The organism is Chitinolyticbacter meiyuanensis (genome assembly GCF_008033135.1).
GTDB lineage: Bacteria > Pseudomonadota > Gammaproteobacteria > Burkholderiales > Chitinibacteraceae > Chitinolyticbacter > Chitinolyticbacter meiyuanensis.
The window spans coordinates 4,222,806-4,236,815 of record NZ_CP041335.1; the positions used below are offsets into that span (position 1 = coordinate 4,222,806).

The 14,010-nt window shown below is 66.4% G+C and carries 16 protein-coding genes; 6 read left to right on the forward strand and 10 right to left on the reverse strand.

Features of this window, described 5'->3' with window-relative positions; translation table 11 throughout:
- Positions 1–4: 4 nt before the first annotated feature.
- The 4 genes from FLM21_RS20180 to FLM21_RS20195 all read right to left on the reverse strand — a co-directional run bounded on the left by FLM21_RS20180 (position 5) and on the right by FLM21_RS20195 (position 1,730).
- Entirely contained in the window at positions 5–529 is a 525-nt protein-coding gene (locus FLM21_RS20180; protein WP_148717297.1) for a hypothetical protein, read from the reverse strand.
- A gap of 54 nt (positions 530–583) precedes the next feature.
- Positions 584–718: an entericidin A/B family lipoprotein gene (locus tag FLM21_RS20185; protein WP_148717298.1), complete on the reverse strand. Its 135-nt coding sequence runs from the start codon at positions 716–718 to the stop codon at positions 584–586.
- Positions 719–916: 198 nt separating this feature from the next.
- Positions 917–1,450: an invasion associated locus B family protein gene (locus FLM21_RS20190; RefSeq protein WP_148717299.1), complete on the reverse strand. Its 534-nt coding sequence runs from the start codon at positions 1,448–1,450 to the stop codon at positions 917–919.
- Between the two features lie 67 nt (positions 1,451–1,517).
- Positions 1,518–1,730: a CsbD family protein gene (locus FLM21_RS20195; RefSeq protein WP_148717300.1), complete on the reverse strand. Its 213-nt coding sequence runs from the start codon at positions 1,728–1,730 to the stop codon at positions 1,518–1,520.
- Positions 1,731–1,928: 198 nt separating this feature from the next.
- On the opposite strand from FLM21_RS20195, the gene FLM21_RS20200 reads away from it, so the two are divergent.
- The 4 genes from FLM21_RS20200 (at position 1,929) to FLM21_RS20215 (ending at position 6,762) form a co-directional block, all read left to right on the forward strand.
- Positions 1,929–2,309 carry a Rid family detoxifying hydrolase gene (locus FLM21_RS20200; RefSeq protein WP_148717301.1) on the forward strand — a complete coding sequence of 127 codons (381 nt, stop codon included), beginning with the start codon at positions 1,929–1,931 and terminating at the stop codon, positions 2,307–2,309.
- Positions 2,310–2,403: 94 nt separating this feature from the next.
- The gene (locus tag FLM21_RS20205) at positions 2,404–3,018 is read left to right on the forward strand and encodes a LysE family translocator (RefSeq protein WP_148717302.1); all 615 of its coding nucleotides are present in this window, start codon (positions 2,404–2,406) and stop codon (positions 3,016–3,018) included.
- Between the two features lie 71 nt (positions 3,019–3,089).
- Positions 3,090–5,162 (forward strand): methyl-accepting chemotaxis protein, encoded by a 2,073-nt coding sequence (locus FLM21_RS20210; protein ID WP_148717303.1) that lies wholly within the window; start codon positions 3,090–3,092, stop codon positions 5,160–5,162.
- 88 nt (positions 5,163–5,250) lie between these two features.
- On the forward strand, positions 5,251–6,762 hold the full coding sequence (locus tag FLM21_RS20215) for a diguanylate cyclase domain-containing protein (RefSeq protein WP_148717304.1): 1,512 nt from the start codon (positions 5,251–5,253) through the stop codon (positions 6,760–6,762).
- A 45-nt stretch (positions 6,763–6,807) separates the two neighbouring features.
- Here FLM21_RS20215 and panC read toward each other — a convergent pair whose 3' ends face one another.
- The 6 genes from panC to pcnB all read right to left on the reverse strand — a co-directional run bounded on the left by panC (position 6,808) and on the right by pcnB (position 11,538).
- On the reverse strand, positions 6,808–7,647 hold the full coding sequence (gene panC, locus FLM21_RS20220; RefSeq protein ID WP_148717305.1) for a pantoate--beta-alanine ligase: 840 nt from the start codon (positions 7,645–7,647) through the stop codon (positions 6,808–6,810).
- A gap of 8 nt (positions 7,648–7,655) precedes the next feature.
- Positions 7,656–8,252, reverse strand: a complete 597-nt coding sequence (locus FLM21_RS20225) for a transglutaminase-like domain-containing protein (protein WP_148717306.1) — start codon at positions 8,250–8,252, stop codon at positions 7,656–7,658.
- Positions 8,249–8,848 (reverse strand): HD domain-containing protein, encoded by a 600-nt coding sequence (locus tag FLM21_RS20230; protein WP_148717307.1) that lies wholly within the window; start codon positions 8,846–8,848, stop codon positions 8,249–8,251. Before FLM21_RS20230 ends, FLM21_RS20225 begins: the two co-directional genes overlap by 4 nt.
- On the reverse strand, positions 8,848–9,639 hold the full coding sequence (gene panB, locus FLM21_RS20235; RefSeq protein WP_148717308.1) for a 3-methyl-2-oxobutanoate hydroxymethyltransferase: 792 nt from the start codon (positions 9,637–9,639) through the stop codon (positions 8,848–8,850). Before panB ends, FLM21_RS20230 begins: the two co-directional genes overlap by 1 nt.
- Positions 9,640–9,714: 75 nt before the next feature.
- The gene (gene folK / locus FLM21_RS20240) at positions 9,715–10,191 is read right to left on the reverse strand and encodes a 2-amino-4-hydroxy-6-hydroxymethyldihydropteridine diphosphokinase (protein ID WP_148717309.1); all 477 of its coding nucleotides are present in this window, start codon (positions 10,189–10,191) and stop codon (positions 9,715–9,717) included.
- 9 nt (positions 10,192–10,200) lie between these two features.
- Positions 10,201–11,538 carry a polynucleotide adenylyltransferase PcnB gene (gene pcnB / locus FLM21_RS20245; protein ID WP_148717622.1) on the reverse strand — a complete coding sequence of 446 codons (1,338 nt, stop codon included), beginning with the start codon at positions 11,536–11,538 and terminating at the stop codon, positions 10,201–10,203.
- Positions 11,539–11,757: 219 nt separating this feature from the next.
- Between pcnB and FLM21_RS20250 the strand changes: the two genes are divergently transcribed.
- The gene (locus FLM21_RS20250) at positions 11,758–12,591 is read left to right on the forward strand and encodes a PhzF family phenazine biosynthesis protein (protein WP_148717310.1); all 834 of its coding nucleotides are present in this window, start codon (positions 11,758–11,760) and stop codon (positions 12,589–12,591) included.
- 97 nt (positions 12,592–12,688) lie between these two features.
- Complete coding sequence (locus tag FLM21_RS20255; RefSeq protein ID WP_148717311.1) at positions 12,689–13,825, forward strand: D-alanyl-D-alanine carboxypeptidase family protein; 1,137 nt, start codon at positions 12,689–12,691, stop codon at positions 13,823–13,825.
- Positions 13,826–14,010: the final 185 nt, after the last annotated feature.

Genomic DNA, 14,010 nt, shown 5'->3' on the forward strand with positions numbered 1-14,010 from the left:
CCGGTTACAGCTGGCCGACGTGCAGCCGCGTCATCACGCAGCGGTCGCGTTCTTCGGCTGCCATCGCAGCGCAGCGACGTTCCGCCTGCTTCACTTCACTGTCCTGCCAGCTGACGGCCGTGCCGCCGCGAAAGGCCTCGGCATTCGCCGCGATCTCCTGCCAGGACAGGTCACGCCGCTGGCGCGCGGTTTCGCGGCAGGTTTCGCCCACCGCAGCGGCATCGCAACGCCCCAGCGCCAGCTCATAGGCGGCGGCCACCTTGTTGCGCGCTGCGTTGATCCGCGCTTCGGCGGTGCCCGACACCTCGGCGGCCAGGTCCTCCAACGCGATGCGGCGATCGAGCGCCGCTTCCTCGGCGCAGGATTGCGCGCCGCGGCACTGGTCCAATTGGTTGCGATACTGCAGTTCTATCTGGCGACGGCCTTCGCGCAGCGCTTCGCCTGCACCGGCGGCGCCCGCCGGCTGCAGGCCGGCCAGCAGCGCGAAGTTCAGCAGCAGCGAACATTGCAACATGCGTATCCGGCTCATCGTATTCTCCTCGCCGGCGCCGCCCATGCGGCGACGCCGGCCCATGCATCGCGCTTACTTGGATTTGTCCGCGGCGTCCTGCACCTTTTCGCCGCCCTTCTCGATGTCCTTGCCCACGCCATGGACGGTGTTGCAGGCAGTCAACAGGGTGAAGACGGCAAGGCTCAGCAGTGCGATCAGGCGTTTCATGATGTTTTCTCCTTGGTGTTGCCCGGGGCATCCCCGCCACCGTGCATGCTGCCAATGTGCCAGCCCGGCACGGGATGCCACCATCGTATTGCGCCGCAATTTTTTGTCGGATTGCGCCGACAAAACAGGCACTTGGCTGCACCCTGGCAATGAAAACGCCGGCGCGAGGCCGGCGTTTTGGCGAGCAGCGGCGCAGGTTTACTGGCCGTAGCGATCCTTGGCCTGCTTCACGCACGCGTCCTTGTCGTCGCCCGACAATTCATCGCAACGAGCCTTGGCTACCTTGTAGTCGGCCTCGCGCTTTTCCTTGCTGGCTTCATCGACGGCACTCACGCCGTCCTTGCGTACTTCGAGGTCGGCCAGCGCCTTGTCACGGTCGGCCTTGGCCTTTTCCTGGCAGACATCCTTCTTGTTGCCGGCCAGGTCATCGCACTTCTCGTTGGCCACATTGAATTCGGACTTCACCCGCACGCGCTCGGCATCGAGCCGTGCTTCGGCGGTGTTCTTGCGCTGGGCATTGATCCGGGCGAGTTCGATGTCGCGATCCGCCTTGGCCTGCACTTCGCAGATGTCCTCGGCGTTGCCCGACAGGCCATCGCAGCGCTTATCGGCCGCGTCATAACGTTGCTTCACCGCGCGTTCCTGCGCATCGAAGCCATCGGCGGCCTGGGCGGCCCCGCCGAACGCCAGCAGCACGCCGGTACAGATCAGGGTCTTGAAGGCTTTGGTCATCGCGTATTCTCCTTTGCTGTTCTTGCTCCCCGCCCGGATGCGGGCGGGGCTGATCGATGGTCGGCGCTCAGTGCCACTTGCAGTCGACACGGCGCTCGAAATCCTTGATCTGCTTCTCGGTTTCTTCCTTGGTGATGCCATAGGCTTCCTGGATCTGGCCGGCGAGCTGTTCGCGGCGACCCTCGACGCGGTCGAGCTGGTCGTCGGTGAGCTTGCCCCACTGCTCGCGTACCTTGCCCTTGAACTGCTTCCAGTTACCTGCCACTTGATCGCGATTCATGACATTTCTCCTTGGTTGAAGGCCGGTGATCGACCCTGCAGCCCATGCTAGGCGTCTGGCCGCGCTCGATCCGTCGGCCTGCCGCGCCTCGGCACGCCGGACTGCCGCGTATTGCGGCGTCGGGCTTCTCCTACAGCAGCGCGCCAGCGCCAGTCGCTTTACAATCGCCGCCACACCCACCGTTCCGGAGCCAAGCCCATGAGCAAGTCCATCATCCACAGCGACCACGCCCCCGCCGCCGTCGGCACCTACTCGCAAGCGGTCAAGGTCGGCGATACCGTGTACCTGTCGGGCCAGATCGGCCTTGATCCTGTCAGCAACACGCTGGTCGATGGCTTCGAAGCACAGGCCCACCAGGTGTTCCGCAACCTGCGCGCCGTGTGCCAGGCCGCCGGCGGCGACCTCTCGCACATCGTCAAGCTCGGCGTGTTCGTGGTCGATCTCGCCAACTTCGCCAAGCTGAACGAGATCATGGGCGAGTACTTCAGCCAGCCGTTCCCGGCACGCGCGGCCGTGCAGGCCGCCGCGCTGCCCAAGGGGGCGCTGGTGGAAGCCGATGCAGTGATGGTGCTGGGCTAAACCCACTGCACCGGCCGCGCCGTTCCTCGACTGTGACGGGACGGCGCCTGGCAAAAAGCGCATGCTGGGTGACCATGCTTTCCGGATGCCCGCCATGCGCCTCGATCTCTGGCTCGCCTTCGTCGCCGCCACGCTGCTGATCTCGGCCACGCCCGGCCCCAACATGCTGTTGATGCTGTCGCACGGTGTGCGCTACGGCGTGCGCGCCACGCTGGCGACCATGGCCGGCGCACTGCTGGGGCTGCTGCTGCTGATCGGGCTGTCCGCGCTCGGGGTCGGCGCCATCCTCGCCGCCTCGGTCACGCTGTTCACGGTGCTCAAGCTCGTGGGTGCAGCCTATCTCGTCTACCTGGGCGTGCAGGCCTGGCGCGCCGGCGAATCGCTGCACCTGCCGCGCGCCAATGCCGACGGCGCCCGCGCCCGGTTCCGTACCGGCCTCGCTGTGGCGCTGTCCAATCCCAAGGCCATCCTGTTCGCGGCCGCCTTCCTGCCGCAATTCATCGATGCCAAGCTGCCGCAATGCCCGCAATGGGCATTGCTGCTGGCGAGCTTCTTCGTGATCGAGGCAAGCTGGCAGGCGGTTTACGCCTGGGGCGGCGGCCGGTTGGCCGGTTGGCTGGCAGCCCCGGGACGGGTGCGTGCCTTCAACCGCGGCTGCGGCGCCACCTTCGTCGCCGCCGGCGGCCTGCTGGCAGCAGCCCGCCACTGAACCACCACGGCCCCAGTCTGACGCGACCTTGCCTATAGTAAGGTTCATCGCCGTTATGACGGGGTCGTATCATGGCTGCACTCAAGGACAGGTCGCTGCGCGCCAAGGTGCTGGTCGCCGCCGCGCTCGCCGTCGCCACCGGCTTTACGGTGATGATCGCGTTGATCGCGGTGAAGATCCAAAGCGGCGCCACCGCCGACGGCATCGCGCTCACCCATAAGGAAGCGGAAGACTACGCCACGCGCGTGAGCGACTATTTCGCGCTGGGCTATACGCTGCCCCAGCACCTGGTGCAGGTGGTCCAGGCACAGCAGCAAGGCGCCGCGCCGCCGGAACGCGCCGTCGTCTCCCGGCAGATCATGGCGCTGCTCGCCGGCTTTCCCGGCGCCTCGGGCTTGTGGATGGTGTGGGAGCCCAATGCCTTCGACGGCAAGGACGACCAGTTCCGCCTCGACTGGCCGCTGCACGACCCTTCCGGGCGCTACACGCCCTACGTGATCCGCAATGGCGGCAAGATCGAGCAGGCGCCGCTGGCAGCCTCCGACGAGGTGCCCAAGTTCGAGCAGTACCGCGAGCATCCGCAGGACTACAAGCCGCAATACGAGGCCGCCGGTTGGGGCGATTTCTACTACACACCCAAACAGCGCAACCGCGACACGGTGACCGAGCCGTATCCCTACGAGGTCGGCAGCGAGAAGGTGCTGATGTCCTCGCTGGTATCGGTGATCCGCAAGGACAACGCCCTCGTGGGCGTGGCAGCAGTCGACCTGCCGCTGGGTACGCTGCAATCGGGCATCGGCAACTACAAGCCACGGGGCGTCGGCCACGTGACACTGGTCTCCAACGGCGGGCTCTATGTGATCCATCCCGACGCCGCCCAGCTCGGCAAACCGCTCGATGCGGCCCGCTACCCGGCCGGCTTCAAGGACGCCGTGGCAGCCGGGCGCAGCGTGGAGTTCGAGCGCGATGGCCTGCTGCATGTCTATCGCCCGGTGAAGATCGGCGACACCGGTCAGGCCTGGTCGCTGGGGCTGTCGGTGCCGATGGACGCCATCCTGGCTGACGCGCGCGCCGCCCGCAATCACGCCATCGTCGTCGGCGTGGCCGCCACACTGATCATCCTCGCCGTGCTCGCCACGCTGTTGGGCGTGCTGACCCGGCCGCTGGCGCGGCTGGCGCAGGCGATGGAGGAATTGTCGTCCGGCGAAGGCGACCTGACGCGCCGACTGGACGTGACGGCACGCGACGAGATCGGCCGCACCAGCGAGGCATTCAACCGCTTCGTCGGCAACCTGCAGACCATGTTCCGCGAGGTGCGTAAGCAGAGCGACCAAATCGCCGCCGCTTCGGTGCAACTGCGCCAGGGCGCCGGCCGGGTCGCCGAAGCCTCGCACCAGCAGGCGGAGGCGGCCACCGCCACGGCAGCCAGCGTGCAGCAGGTGACGGTCAGCATCCAGCACATCGCCGATTCCACCGACGATTTCCGCGATACCGCGCGCAGTGCCGGCCGCGATACGGCAGCCGGCCAGGGCCAGGTGGAACAGGTGGCACGCGAGATCGCCGAGATCGATGCCGCGATGCAGGCGCTGACGGCGACCATGGACCAGTTGGGCGAGCAATCGAGCCGCGTGAACCATATCGTGCAGGCGATCCGCGCCATCGCCGACCAGACCAACCTGTTGGCGCTGAACGCGGCCATCGAGGCGGCGCGCGCCGGTGAGCAGGGCCGCGGCTTCGCGGTGGTGGCCGACGAGGTTCGCCAGCTCGCCGAGCGTACTGGCCAGGCCACGGTGGAGATCGGCGGCATCGTCGGCGAGATCCAGCGCGAGATCACCACCGCCACCGACGGCATGCACGGCGCCCGTGGTCAGATCCAACAGGGCGTCGCGGCATCGCGCGATGCGGCGCAGGCACTGTCGGGCATCCGTGATCGCGCCGACAACCTGGTGGAGAACGTCGGCCATATCGCCGAGGCGACCCGTGAGCAGGCGGCCGCCAGCACCGACATTGCCCACCATGTCGAGCGCATCAGCGGCATGGCACAACAGAACGACGAAGCTGTGGCTCAGGTGGGCCGCGCGGTGGCGGACCTGGAAAACCTGTCGTCGCGGCTACGCGGCCTGGTCGAGCGCTTCCGCATCTAGCCAGCGGCGTCAAGGCGAAGCAGACCACAGCGGCAGCAAGGCAAACGCGCTATGCTGCGCCTTGTTGCCGCCTTTGCTTTCACGCCTCTTGCTTCGTCATAAATATTCCTACCTCGCCGTGCTGCTGGTGTGGCTACTACTGACCGCCGCCGTGCTCGCCGCCTACGCCGGCATTGCGCTCAACGCGGCGCAGGCACGCCACCAGGCGCTGCACCAGCAGCTGCAGGACCGCCTGTGGTACCAGTTCGCCAGTGCGGAAATGGCGCTGGAGAACTTCGCCGCCTTCCAGAGCAACCCGCGCAGCCGCTCGCTCGCCATCGACCGTACCTATGCGCGCAAGCTGCTGTCACGTTATCCACACCTCTACGGCCTGCAACTGATCCGGCGGGTGCCGGCCAGCGAACTCGACCGCTTCAGCCAGGCATTGCGTGAGCTGGGCGAGCCGGGCTTCACAGTGCACGCGGTCGATCGCAACGGCCGCACCGTGCCACTGGTGCAGCGCCGCGATTACCACCCCATTGTGTTCATGGAGCCGGCGCCGCCGCCGGGCGTCGACCTGCTCGGGCTCGACGTGACCGACCGGCTCAGCATTGCCGGCGCCAGCGGACCGCGCACCATCGCCACCAAGCCGTTCCGGCTGCTGGAAGGCGAGGATGGCTACGGCATGACCCGGCCAGCTGCCAGCTGGACCATTGATGGTGCGGGCCATCCACCGCTGCTGTGGGTGGGGCTCGTCATCAAGACCGCTGCAATGAAACCGGAGCTCGCCACGCTGCCGGTCGGCATGCAGGTGAGTGCCTGGCACGACGCTGATCGCCAGGCGCGGCTGTTCGACCTGGCCGCGCCGCAGGTCAGCGCCTTCGAGGCGCGCTGGTTTCCGCAGCTGACACTGGGCACGCGCATCGCCAGCGACAGCCAGCCCTACGTGCTGGAAACGCGCTGGCAACTCGGCTGGTCCGTGCTCGATCGATCGCTGCTCTACACACTGGGTGCAGTGCTGGGCCTGCTGCTGCTCACGCTGCTGACCGTGGTACGGCTGGTGCATGCGCGCCACGATGCCCGGGCGCGGGCGGCGGCGCAGCTGGCGCACCTCGCCACCCACGATGGCCTCACCGGCCTTGCCAATCGACGCCTGCTGGACGACGCCCTCGAGGGCAGCATCGCCAGCAGCACGCCGTGCACGCTGGTGTTCCTTGATCTCGACCGCTTCAAGCCAATCAACGACGAGCACGGCCACGATGCCGGCGATCATGTGTTGAAGACGGTCGCGCAGCGGCTGGCGCTGTGCGTGCGCGCCGACGACACACTGGCGCGCTGGGGCGGCGACGAGTTCGCGCTGCTACTGCCTGGCGAGATGAATGCAGCACGCGAACGCGAGCTGCTGCGCCGGCTGACACAGGCGCTGATGGAGCCGATCAGCTGGCAGCAGCACAAGTTCACGCTCGGCGCGAGCCTCGGCGTCGCCCACTATCCACAGGACGGCGCCACCGCCAAGGCGGTGCTGCAGGCGGCGGACGGCCGCATGTACCAGCACAAGGCGCTGCGCCGCGCCAATCCGCTGGCGCCACCGCCGACACCGCTGGAGCTGGCACGGGGCTGAGGCGCATCAACGATCAGGCCCCGCATCGCGGGGCCTGTCGGGTGATCAGCAGTGGAACTGCACGTTGTCGATCAGGCGAGTGCTGCCCAGTCGTGCCGCGATCAGGATCACCAGGTGGTGATCGGTATGGGTGGCCGGCTTCAACGTATCGGCATTGCGCGTCTCGACATAGTCGATCTCGTTCCAGCCGCGAATGCGCAGATCCATCACCACCTCGGCCGCGAGCTTGGCGTAGTCGCGCTCGCCGCCTTCGATCGCCCTCTTCATCCGCGACAGATGCCAGTAGAGCCGCGGCGCTTCCTTGCGCTCCTCGGCGCTGAGATAGCCATTGCGGCTCGATAGCGCCAAACCGTCCTCGGCGCGTCCGGTATCGACCGGCACGATCTCGATCGGCATGTTGAGATCGCTCACCATGCTCTGGATCACGAACAGCTGCTGGAAATCCTTCTTGCCGAAGCAGGCCACATCCGGCTGCACGATGTTGAAGAGCTTGGTCACCACCGTGGCCACGCCACGGAAATGCCCTGGGCGGAAAGCGCCGCACAACTCATCCTGGATGGCGGGTGGCTCGACCTTGTACTGCTGGATCACATGTGGATACAGCTCCTTCTCGTCCGGCGCGAACACCACGGCGTTGTCGCACTCGGCGGCGATCAGCGCGGCATCGTTCTCCAGCGTGCGTGGATAGCGGTCGAAATCCTCGCCCTGGCCAAACTGCAGGCGGTTGACGAACAGGCTGACCACCACGGCGTCGCCACGTTGCTTCGCTTCGCGCACCAGCGCGATATGGCCCGCATGCAGGTTGCCCATGGTCGGCACGAAGGCGACGCGCCCGGCGCTTTTGCGCCACTCGCGCAGCTCGGAAATGGTATGGATGATGCGCATTGCAGGTCTCAAGCTTGGGGAATGGGAGACGGCACCAGATCGAACGGCGCCTTGCGGTAGTTGCTGACCGACGAGATGGAATGCAAGTAGCTGACGAGCTCGGGCAAGGGCTGGGCATGGATGTCGGGGTACAGGCATTCACCGGCATGCTCCACCGGATAGGCCAGCCGCTCGACGCCGGGTGTGAATTGGGCATCGATCCCTGGACGGGTATTGCCGCGCGGATCGCAGCGATACCAGCCGTAGCCCGGCAGGGAGACGGCGACGAGGCCATGCAGGCAGTGCGGCGGCGTAGGGCCATCGACCGTCAGCCGCTGGTAACACAGGCCCGCGGGAATGCCGTTGGCGCGCAACAGCGCCACCAGCAGATGACTCTTGGCAAAACAGAAGCCGGTGCCGGTGGCCAGCGTTTCGCTGGCGCTCACCGGCACTTCCTCGCGGTTGAAATCGTTGCAGTGCCCGATCTCGTCGCGCACCCACTCGAACGCCGCCTGCGCGGTCGCTTCGACATCGTCGCGGTGCAGCGAGGCAGCCAGCCGGGCCACGTCCGGGTCGGTAAAGTCGAGCACCGCACTGGGCTGCAGATAGGCGTCGGTTTTCATCATTCCTCGCTCAACCAGCCCTGGCGGCCAGCCTCATTGAGTTCGGCCTCCAGTTCGGCCCAGAGTTCGGGAAACACCGGTGCGATGCGTATGCGGTTGAGCCGCAGCACCTGGGAGAGCTTCACGCCGTTCTCGCGCCAGCTGCGGCCGTGTTGCGCCAGATTGAGCAGGATGGGCATCAAGCGGTCGATCGCCTTGGCATAGCGCGCCTCCGGCGTCGCGCCATCCTCCATCTCATGCCATAGCGCCAGCAGCGTCGCCCCCTGCTCACCAGGCAGCAGGCCGAACAGCCGCTCGGCAGCGCGGGCTTCGCCTTCCTCGCGCGCGGCAATGGCGGCGGTGTCGTAGACATTGACGTCGCCGACCTCGACCTCCGGAATATCGTGCACCAGCAGCATGCGCAGCACGCGGTCGATGTCGATCTGGAACGCGGCCTGCTCGCGCAGCGTCAGCGCCAGCAGCGTAACCTGCCAGCTGTGCTCGGCCACATTCTCCAGCCGGTCCATGCCGACCGGCCGGCTCTTGCGGGTAACGCCTTTGAGGCCGTCGGTTTCCAGGATGAAACGGCGCACCGCCTGGAACGGCGTCGCGCCGGCCATCAGAAGCTGTGCTCGTCGGCCGGGAAGGTGGCCGCTTTCACTGCCTTCACATAGGCCTCCACGGCGGCCTGGATGCTCGACGCGCCCTGCATGAAGTTCTTCACGAAGCGCGCCTTCTTGCCGGGGAACACGCCGATGGCGTCATACAGCACCAGCACCTGACCATCGCAATCGACACCGGCACCGATGCCGATGGTCGGCACCGCCAGCGACGCGGTCACCGAGCGCGCCACGGCGGCAGGCACCATCTCCATCAACACCAGCGCAGCGCCAGCCGCCTGCACCGCCAGCGCATCGCGCTTGAGCACCTCGGCCTCAGTCTCGCTCTTGCCCTGCACCTTGAAGCCACCGTAGGCATTGACCGACTGCGGCTGGAAGCCGATGTGCTGGCAGACCGGAATGCCGCGCTGGGTAAGGAAATCGACGGTCTCGGCCATCACCATGCCGCCCTCCAGCTTGACCATCTCGGCGCCGGCCGCCATCAGCCTGGCGGCATTCTCGAACGCCTGCTGCGGCGAGCACTGGTAGCTGGCGAACGACATGTCGGCAATCACCAGTGCCTGTCTGGCACCGCGCGCCACACACTCGGTGTGGTAGATCATCTGTTCCAGCGTCACCGGCAGCGTGCTGCTGCGGCCCTGGATCACGTTGCCCAGCGAATCGCCGATCAGCAGCACGTCCACTCCGGCCTCGTCGAGCAAGGTGGCGAAACTGGCGTCGTAGCAGGTCAGCATGGCGATCTTCTGACCGTCCTGCTTCATCTTGGCGAGCGTGGAAAGCGTGGTTTTCATGGCGAGGTTCCCTGAAGGCACAGCGCATTCATGTTGCGCCGCAAGACGAGTGTAGCCGAGGCGGATAGCCGCGGTTTATAGGGGAAACAGCAATTGGTCCGCCACCTTGGGCAGCAGGCGCGCCACCATGCCGTGGCCGGGGATGGCGAGATCGGGGGCGATCTCGGCGAGCGGCACCAGCACGAAGGCGCGCTCGTGCATGCGCGGGTGCGGCAGCGTCAAGTCGGTGGTCTTCACCATCAGGTCGTCGTACAGCAGCAGATCGAGATCCAGCGTGCGCGGCGCGTTCTTGAAGGTGCGCATGCGGCCGAGCAAGGCCTCGATCGCGAACAGCGATTCCATCAGCGCATCGGGCGTCAGCTGGGTTTCCAGTTCGGCCACCGCGTTGACGAAATCAGGCTGCTCGGCAAAGCCCACCGGTGCGGACGAATACAGCCGCGAGTGCTTGACCAGCCAGCTTTGCGGCAGCAGCGCGATCAGCTCGAGCGCCCGCTCGAGCTGTACGACGGGGCGCCCCAGATTGGCGCCGAGCGCGATAAAGGCACGGGCCATGGCTGCGGCTCACTCCTCGCCAGCCGTGGCGACACCGGCAGCACGCGGCTTGCGGCGGCGCTTGCGCGGCTTCTTGTCGCTCTTGGCCGGGTTGCCAACGCGGGCGATCATCGCCAGCCGGGTGTCGCCGTCCACCATCTGGAACTGGGTCCACCATTCGGCCAGCTCGCCCTCGACCAGGCCGCACTCGGCGCGCAACAACAGGAAATCGTAACCGGCACGGAAACGCGGCTGCTCCAACAGGCGGAACGGCCGCTGGCCGACGCGTTGCTCGAAGCGCGGCTGCAGCATCCAGATCTCCTTCATCGCCGTGCCGTAGCGCTTCGGAATGGCCAGGCGCTTCTCGACCTTGGCCTCGACCTCGTTCATAGCGTCGACCAGCGCCGGCACCGGGTATTCGCCAGCGGCGGTCTGCTTCTGCCACAGCGCCTCGACCTCGTGCCACAGCAGCGAGGCGAACAGGAAACCGGCGGAGACCGGCTTGTCGCCGGCAATGCGCTCGTCGGTGTTGGCGAGTGCCTTCTGCAGGAAGGCCTTGGTCGCGGGCTCGGACAGGAGCTTGTCGAGCAGCGGGAACAACGGCTTGTGCAGCCCCTGCTCGCGCAGGCTCATCAGGCAATCCCACGCCTTGCCCGAGAACAGCAGCTTCATCATCTCGTCGAACAAGCGCGCCGACGGGATGTTCTCCAGCAGCGGCGCGAGTTCGGCGATCGGCTTTCGGGTCGGCGGGGTGATGGTCAGGCCGAGCTTGGCCGCGAGGCGCACCGCGCGCAGCATGCGCACCGGATCTTCGCGATAGCGCAGGCTGGGATCGCCGATCATGGCAAGCCGCTTGCCGGTGAGATCATCGACGCCGTGGTGGAAGTCGAGGATCTCCTCGCGGCTGGGATCGTAGTACAGCGCGTTGACGGTGAAATCGCGGCGCGCGGCGTCTTCCTCGATGTTGCCGTAGACATTGTCGCGCAGTATGCGGCCGGTGGCATCGGTCGGGGCATCGGAAGCGCCGCGGAACGTCGTCACCTCGATGATCTCTTCCTCGCCGTGCTCCCAGAACGGCACGTGCACGATGCGAAAGCGCCGGCCTATGATGCGCGCCCGGTGGAACACGTGCTTCACCTGCTCGGGCGTGGCATTGGTCGCCACGTCGAAATCCTTGGGATGCTTGCCAAGGATCAGGTCGCGCACCGCGCCGCCGACGACATAGGCTTCAAAGCCCGCGTCCTGCAAGCGATCGCACACCTTGAGCGCCCCGTGGTGGATGTGCTCGCGGCGCACGCCGTAATGCTTGGCGTGCAACACCTGGCGACCAGGGCGACGCAGTACCTTGCCGATCAGCTTGCGTATCATCGTGGGTGGAGTGGGGAAGGACACTGGTAAAAACCGGCCATTATACAGATCGCGTCGGAAAACCTGCGGTGGACCCCCAAGGTCAGCGTCACCCGGCTGTCGGCATGCCGCCGCGCCCGGCCTAACCCGCTGTACGGGCGGCTTGCCGCTCAAGCTGTCACTGCCGCCCACCCAGGCTCGCGTGGTGAACTGGTGACCACACAGCCACAGGATAGTCCGATGCGCACGTTCCGCTACCTTCTCCTCAATGTCTTCAGCGAAAGCCATTTCGCCGGCAATCCGCTCGCCGTGTTTCCCGCGGCGCATGGGCTGACCGACACCGAGATGCAGCAGCTGGCCCAGCAGCTCAACCTGTCCGAGACCACCTTCGTCACCGCGCATGCCAGCGCCGACGCCGCCGTGCGCATCTTCACACCGAACTACGAGCTGCCGTTCGCCGGCCACCCTACGCTCGGCACCGCCTGGGCGGTGGCGCAGGGCCGGGCGGATGTCACGCTGGCGATGCCGGCCGGCCTCATCCCGGTGCGCCTCGATGGCGACGTGGCCACGCTCACCGCGCAACCGCCGCGCTATCGCGACGCCACGCCGACCGCCGAGATCGCCACCGCGCTGCGCCTGCCAGCCTCAGCCTTCGCCGGCACGCCACGCTGGGTGAACACCGGCACCGAGCAGCTGGTGGTGCCGCTGGCCAGCGCGGAGGCGGTCAGCGCCTGCGCGCCAACGGTCGCCGCGTTCGAAGCGGTGGCCACCAATGCCGTGGGCGTGGCGCAGATGCTGGTGTGGGCGCGCGATGGCGCCGATATCGTCGCCCGCTTCTTCTGGGTGCAATACGGCGCGATCGGAGAGGACTACGGTACCGGCTCCGCCGGCGCCAACCTCGCCGGTTGGCTGCTCGGCGAGGCCACGCCGCTGCCATTCATGGCGACCATGATCCAGGGCCGCGGCATTGGGCGCCTTGCCCATGTGCGGGTCTTGATCGACGCCGATCGCGCGATCCGTGTCGGTGGTCGGGTGGTGCAAGTGGGCGAAGGGGCGTTGACGCTGCCTGATTGAGGTTGCCGCGCTGCAGCAAATGGAACTGTTGCCGGTTGGGCGAAGTCACTCGGGTCTTTATACTTCGCCTTTTCCCGCCTCCATGTTCCCGCCTGCCATGAAGTTCGCCCCTCTCGTCATCGCCGTCGCCGCCGCGCCGCTGATCACCCATGCCTTCACTCCCCAGGTGCCGGAGATCGCCGCCAAATCGTATTACCTGTTCGACTACCAGAGCGGCGCCGTGCTGGCGGCAGATGATGCCAACGCGCGCGTCGAGCCCGCTTCGCTGACCAAGCTGATGACCGCCTATCTCACGTTCAAAGCGGTGAAGGAAGGCAAGCTCAAGCTCGACCAGCAGCTCACCGTGTCAGAAAAGGGCTGGAAGACCGAGGGCTCGCGCATGTTCCTCGACCCCAAGGTGCCAGCCAAGGTGGACGACCTGATCAAGGGCATGATCGTGCAGAGCGGCAACGATGCCTGCGTGACGCTGGCCGAGGCCATTGCCGGCAGCGAGGAAGTGTTCGCCCAGCTGATGAACCGCGAGGCCAAGCGCCTGGGCCTGTCCGGCAGCCATTTCACCAACTCCACCGGCCTGCCCGACCCCAACCTCTATACCACGACAACTGACCTCGGGAAGCTCGCCGCCGCCATCATCCGCGACTTCCCCGAGTTCTATCCGATCTACTCGATGAAGGAATTCTCGTACAACAACATCAAGCAGCCCAACCGCAACCTGCTGCTGTACCGCGATCCCTTCGTCGATGGCCTCAAGACCGGGCACACCAACTCCGCCGGCTTCAACCTCGTTGCCTCCACCCACCGCGACGAACGCCGTTTGATCTCGGTGGTGGTCGGCACCGCCAGCGAGCAGATGCGTGCCGCTGAATCGGCCAAGCTGTTGAACTGGGGCGTGCAGTTCTTCGAGACCCCACGCCTCTACGAAGCCAAGAAGGCCATCGCCACCGTGCCGGTATGGAAAGGTGCGGCCGACGAAGTGAAGGCCGGTTTTCTCGACAACCGTTACATCACGCTACCGCGCGGCGACGCCAAGAAGCTCAAGCTCGACTTCACCAGCAACCAGCCCTTGATCGCGCCGATCCAGCTCGGGCAGCAGATCGGCACACTCAAGGTCAGCGTCGAGGGCAAGGCCATCGGCACCTATCCGGTGGTGGCGCTGGAAAAGGTCGAGCAAGCGGGCATCTTCGGCCGCGCCTGGGACAGCATCCGGCTGTGGTTCAACAAGCTGTTCGGCTGATGCCGCTTTGCCTCTGAGCATGCCACTTTGTCGGCTGCGCGACGCAGCGGCTTACCGTACCTCACGTACTGTCTCGCCGCTGCTTGCTGGCCTTCGCGTGTCACGCCCGGATGCTGCGCGGAATACCCCAGACCGGCCAATGGTGCTGCCTCCGCGTTCGTGTACCAGCCGCCTGACACGGCCCT

Coding starts and splice junctions, on each gene's coding strand:
- FLM21_RS20195 (WP_148717300.1), bottom strand. CDS start 1,730: ATGAATCGCGATCAAGTGGCAGGTAACTGGAAGCAGTTCAAGGGCAAG.
- FLM21_RS20185 (WP_148717298.1), bottom strand. CDS start 718: ATGAAACGCCTGATCGCACTGCTGAGCCTTGCCGTCTTCACCCTGTTG.
- FLM21_RS20180 (WP_148717297.1), bottom strand. CDS start 529: ATGAGCCGGATACGCATGTTGCAATGTTCGCTGCTGCTGAACTTCGCG.
- folK (WP_148717309.1), bottom strand. CDS start 10,191: ATGGCCCGTGCCTTTATCGCGCTCGGCGCCAATCTGGGGCGCCCCGTC.
- FLM21_RS20210 (WP_148717303.1), top strand. CDS start 3,090: ATGGCTGCACTCAAGGACAGGTCGCTGCGCGCCAAGGTGCTGGTCGCC.
- pcnB (WP_148717622.1), bottom strand. CDS start 11,538: ATGATACGCAAGCTGATCGGCAAGGTACTGCGTCGCCCTGGTCGCCAG.
- FLM21_RS20255 (WP_148717311.1), top strand. CDS start 12,689: ATGAAGTTCGCCCCTCTCGTCATCGCCGTCGCCGCCGCGCCGCTGATC.
- panC (WP_148717305.1), bottom strand. CDS start 7,647: ATGCGCATCATCCATACCATTTCCGAGCTGCGCGAGTGGCGCAAAAGC.
- FLM21_RS20190 (WP_148717299.1), bottom strand. CDS start 1,450: ATGACCAAAGCCTTCAAGACCCTGATCTGTACCGGCGTGCTGCTGGCG.
- panB (WP_148717308.1), bottom strand. CDS start 9,639: ATGAAAACCACGCTTTCCACGCTCGCCAAGATGAAGCAGGACGGTCAG.
- FLM21_RS20230 (WP_148717307.1), bottom strand. CDS start 8,848: ATGGCCGGCGCGACGCCGTTCCAGGCGGTGCGCCGTTTCATCCTGGAA.
- FLM21_RS20205 (WP_148717302.1), top strand. CDS start 2,404: ATGCGCCTCGATCTCTGGCTCGCCTTCGTCGCCGCCACGCTGCTGATC.
- FLM21_RS20225 (WP_148717306.1), bottom strand. CDS start 8,252: ATGATGAAAACCGACGCCTATCTGCAGCCCAGTGCGGTGCTCGACTTT.
- FLM21_RS20250 (WP_148717310.1), top strand. CDS start 11,758: ATGCGCACGTTCCGCTACCTTCTCCTCAATGTCTTCAGCGAAAGCCAT.
- FLM21_RS20200 (WP_148717301.1), top strand. CDS start 1,929: ATGAGCAAGTCCATCATCCACAGCGACCACGCCCCCGCCGCCGTCGGC.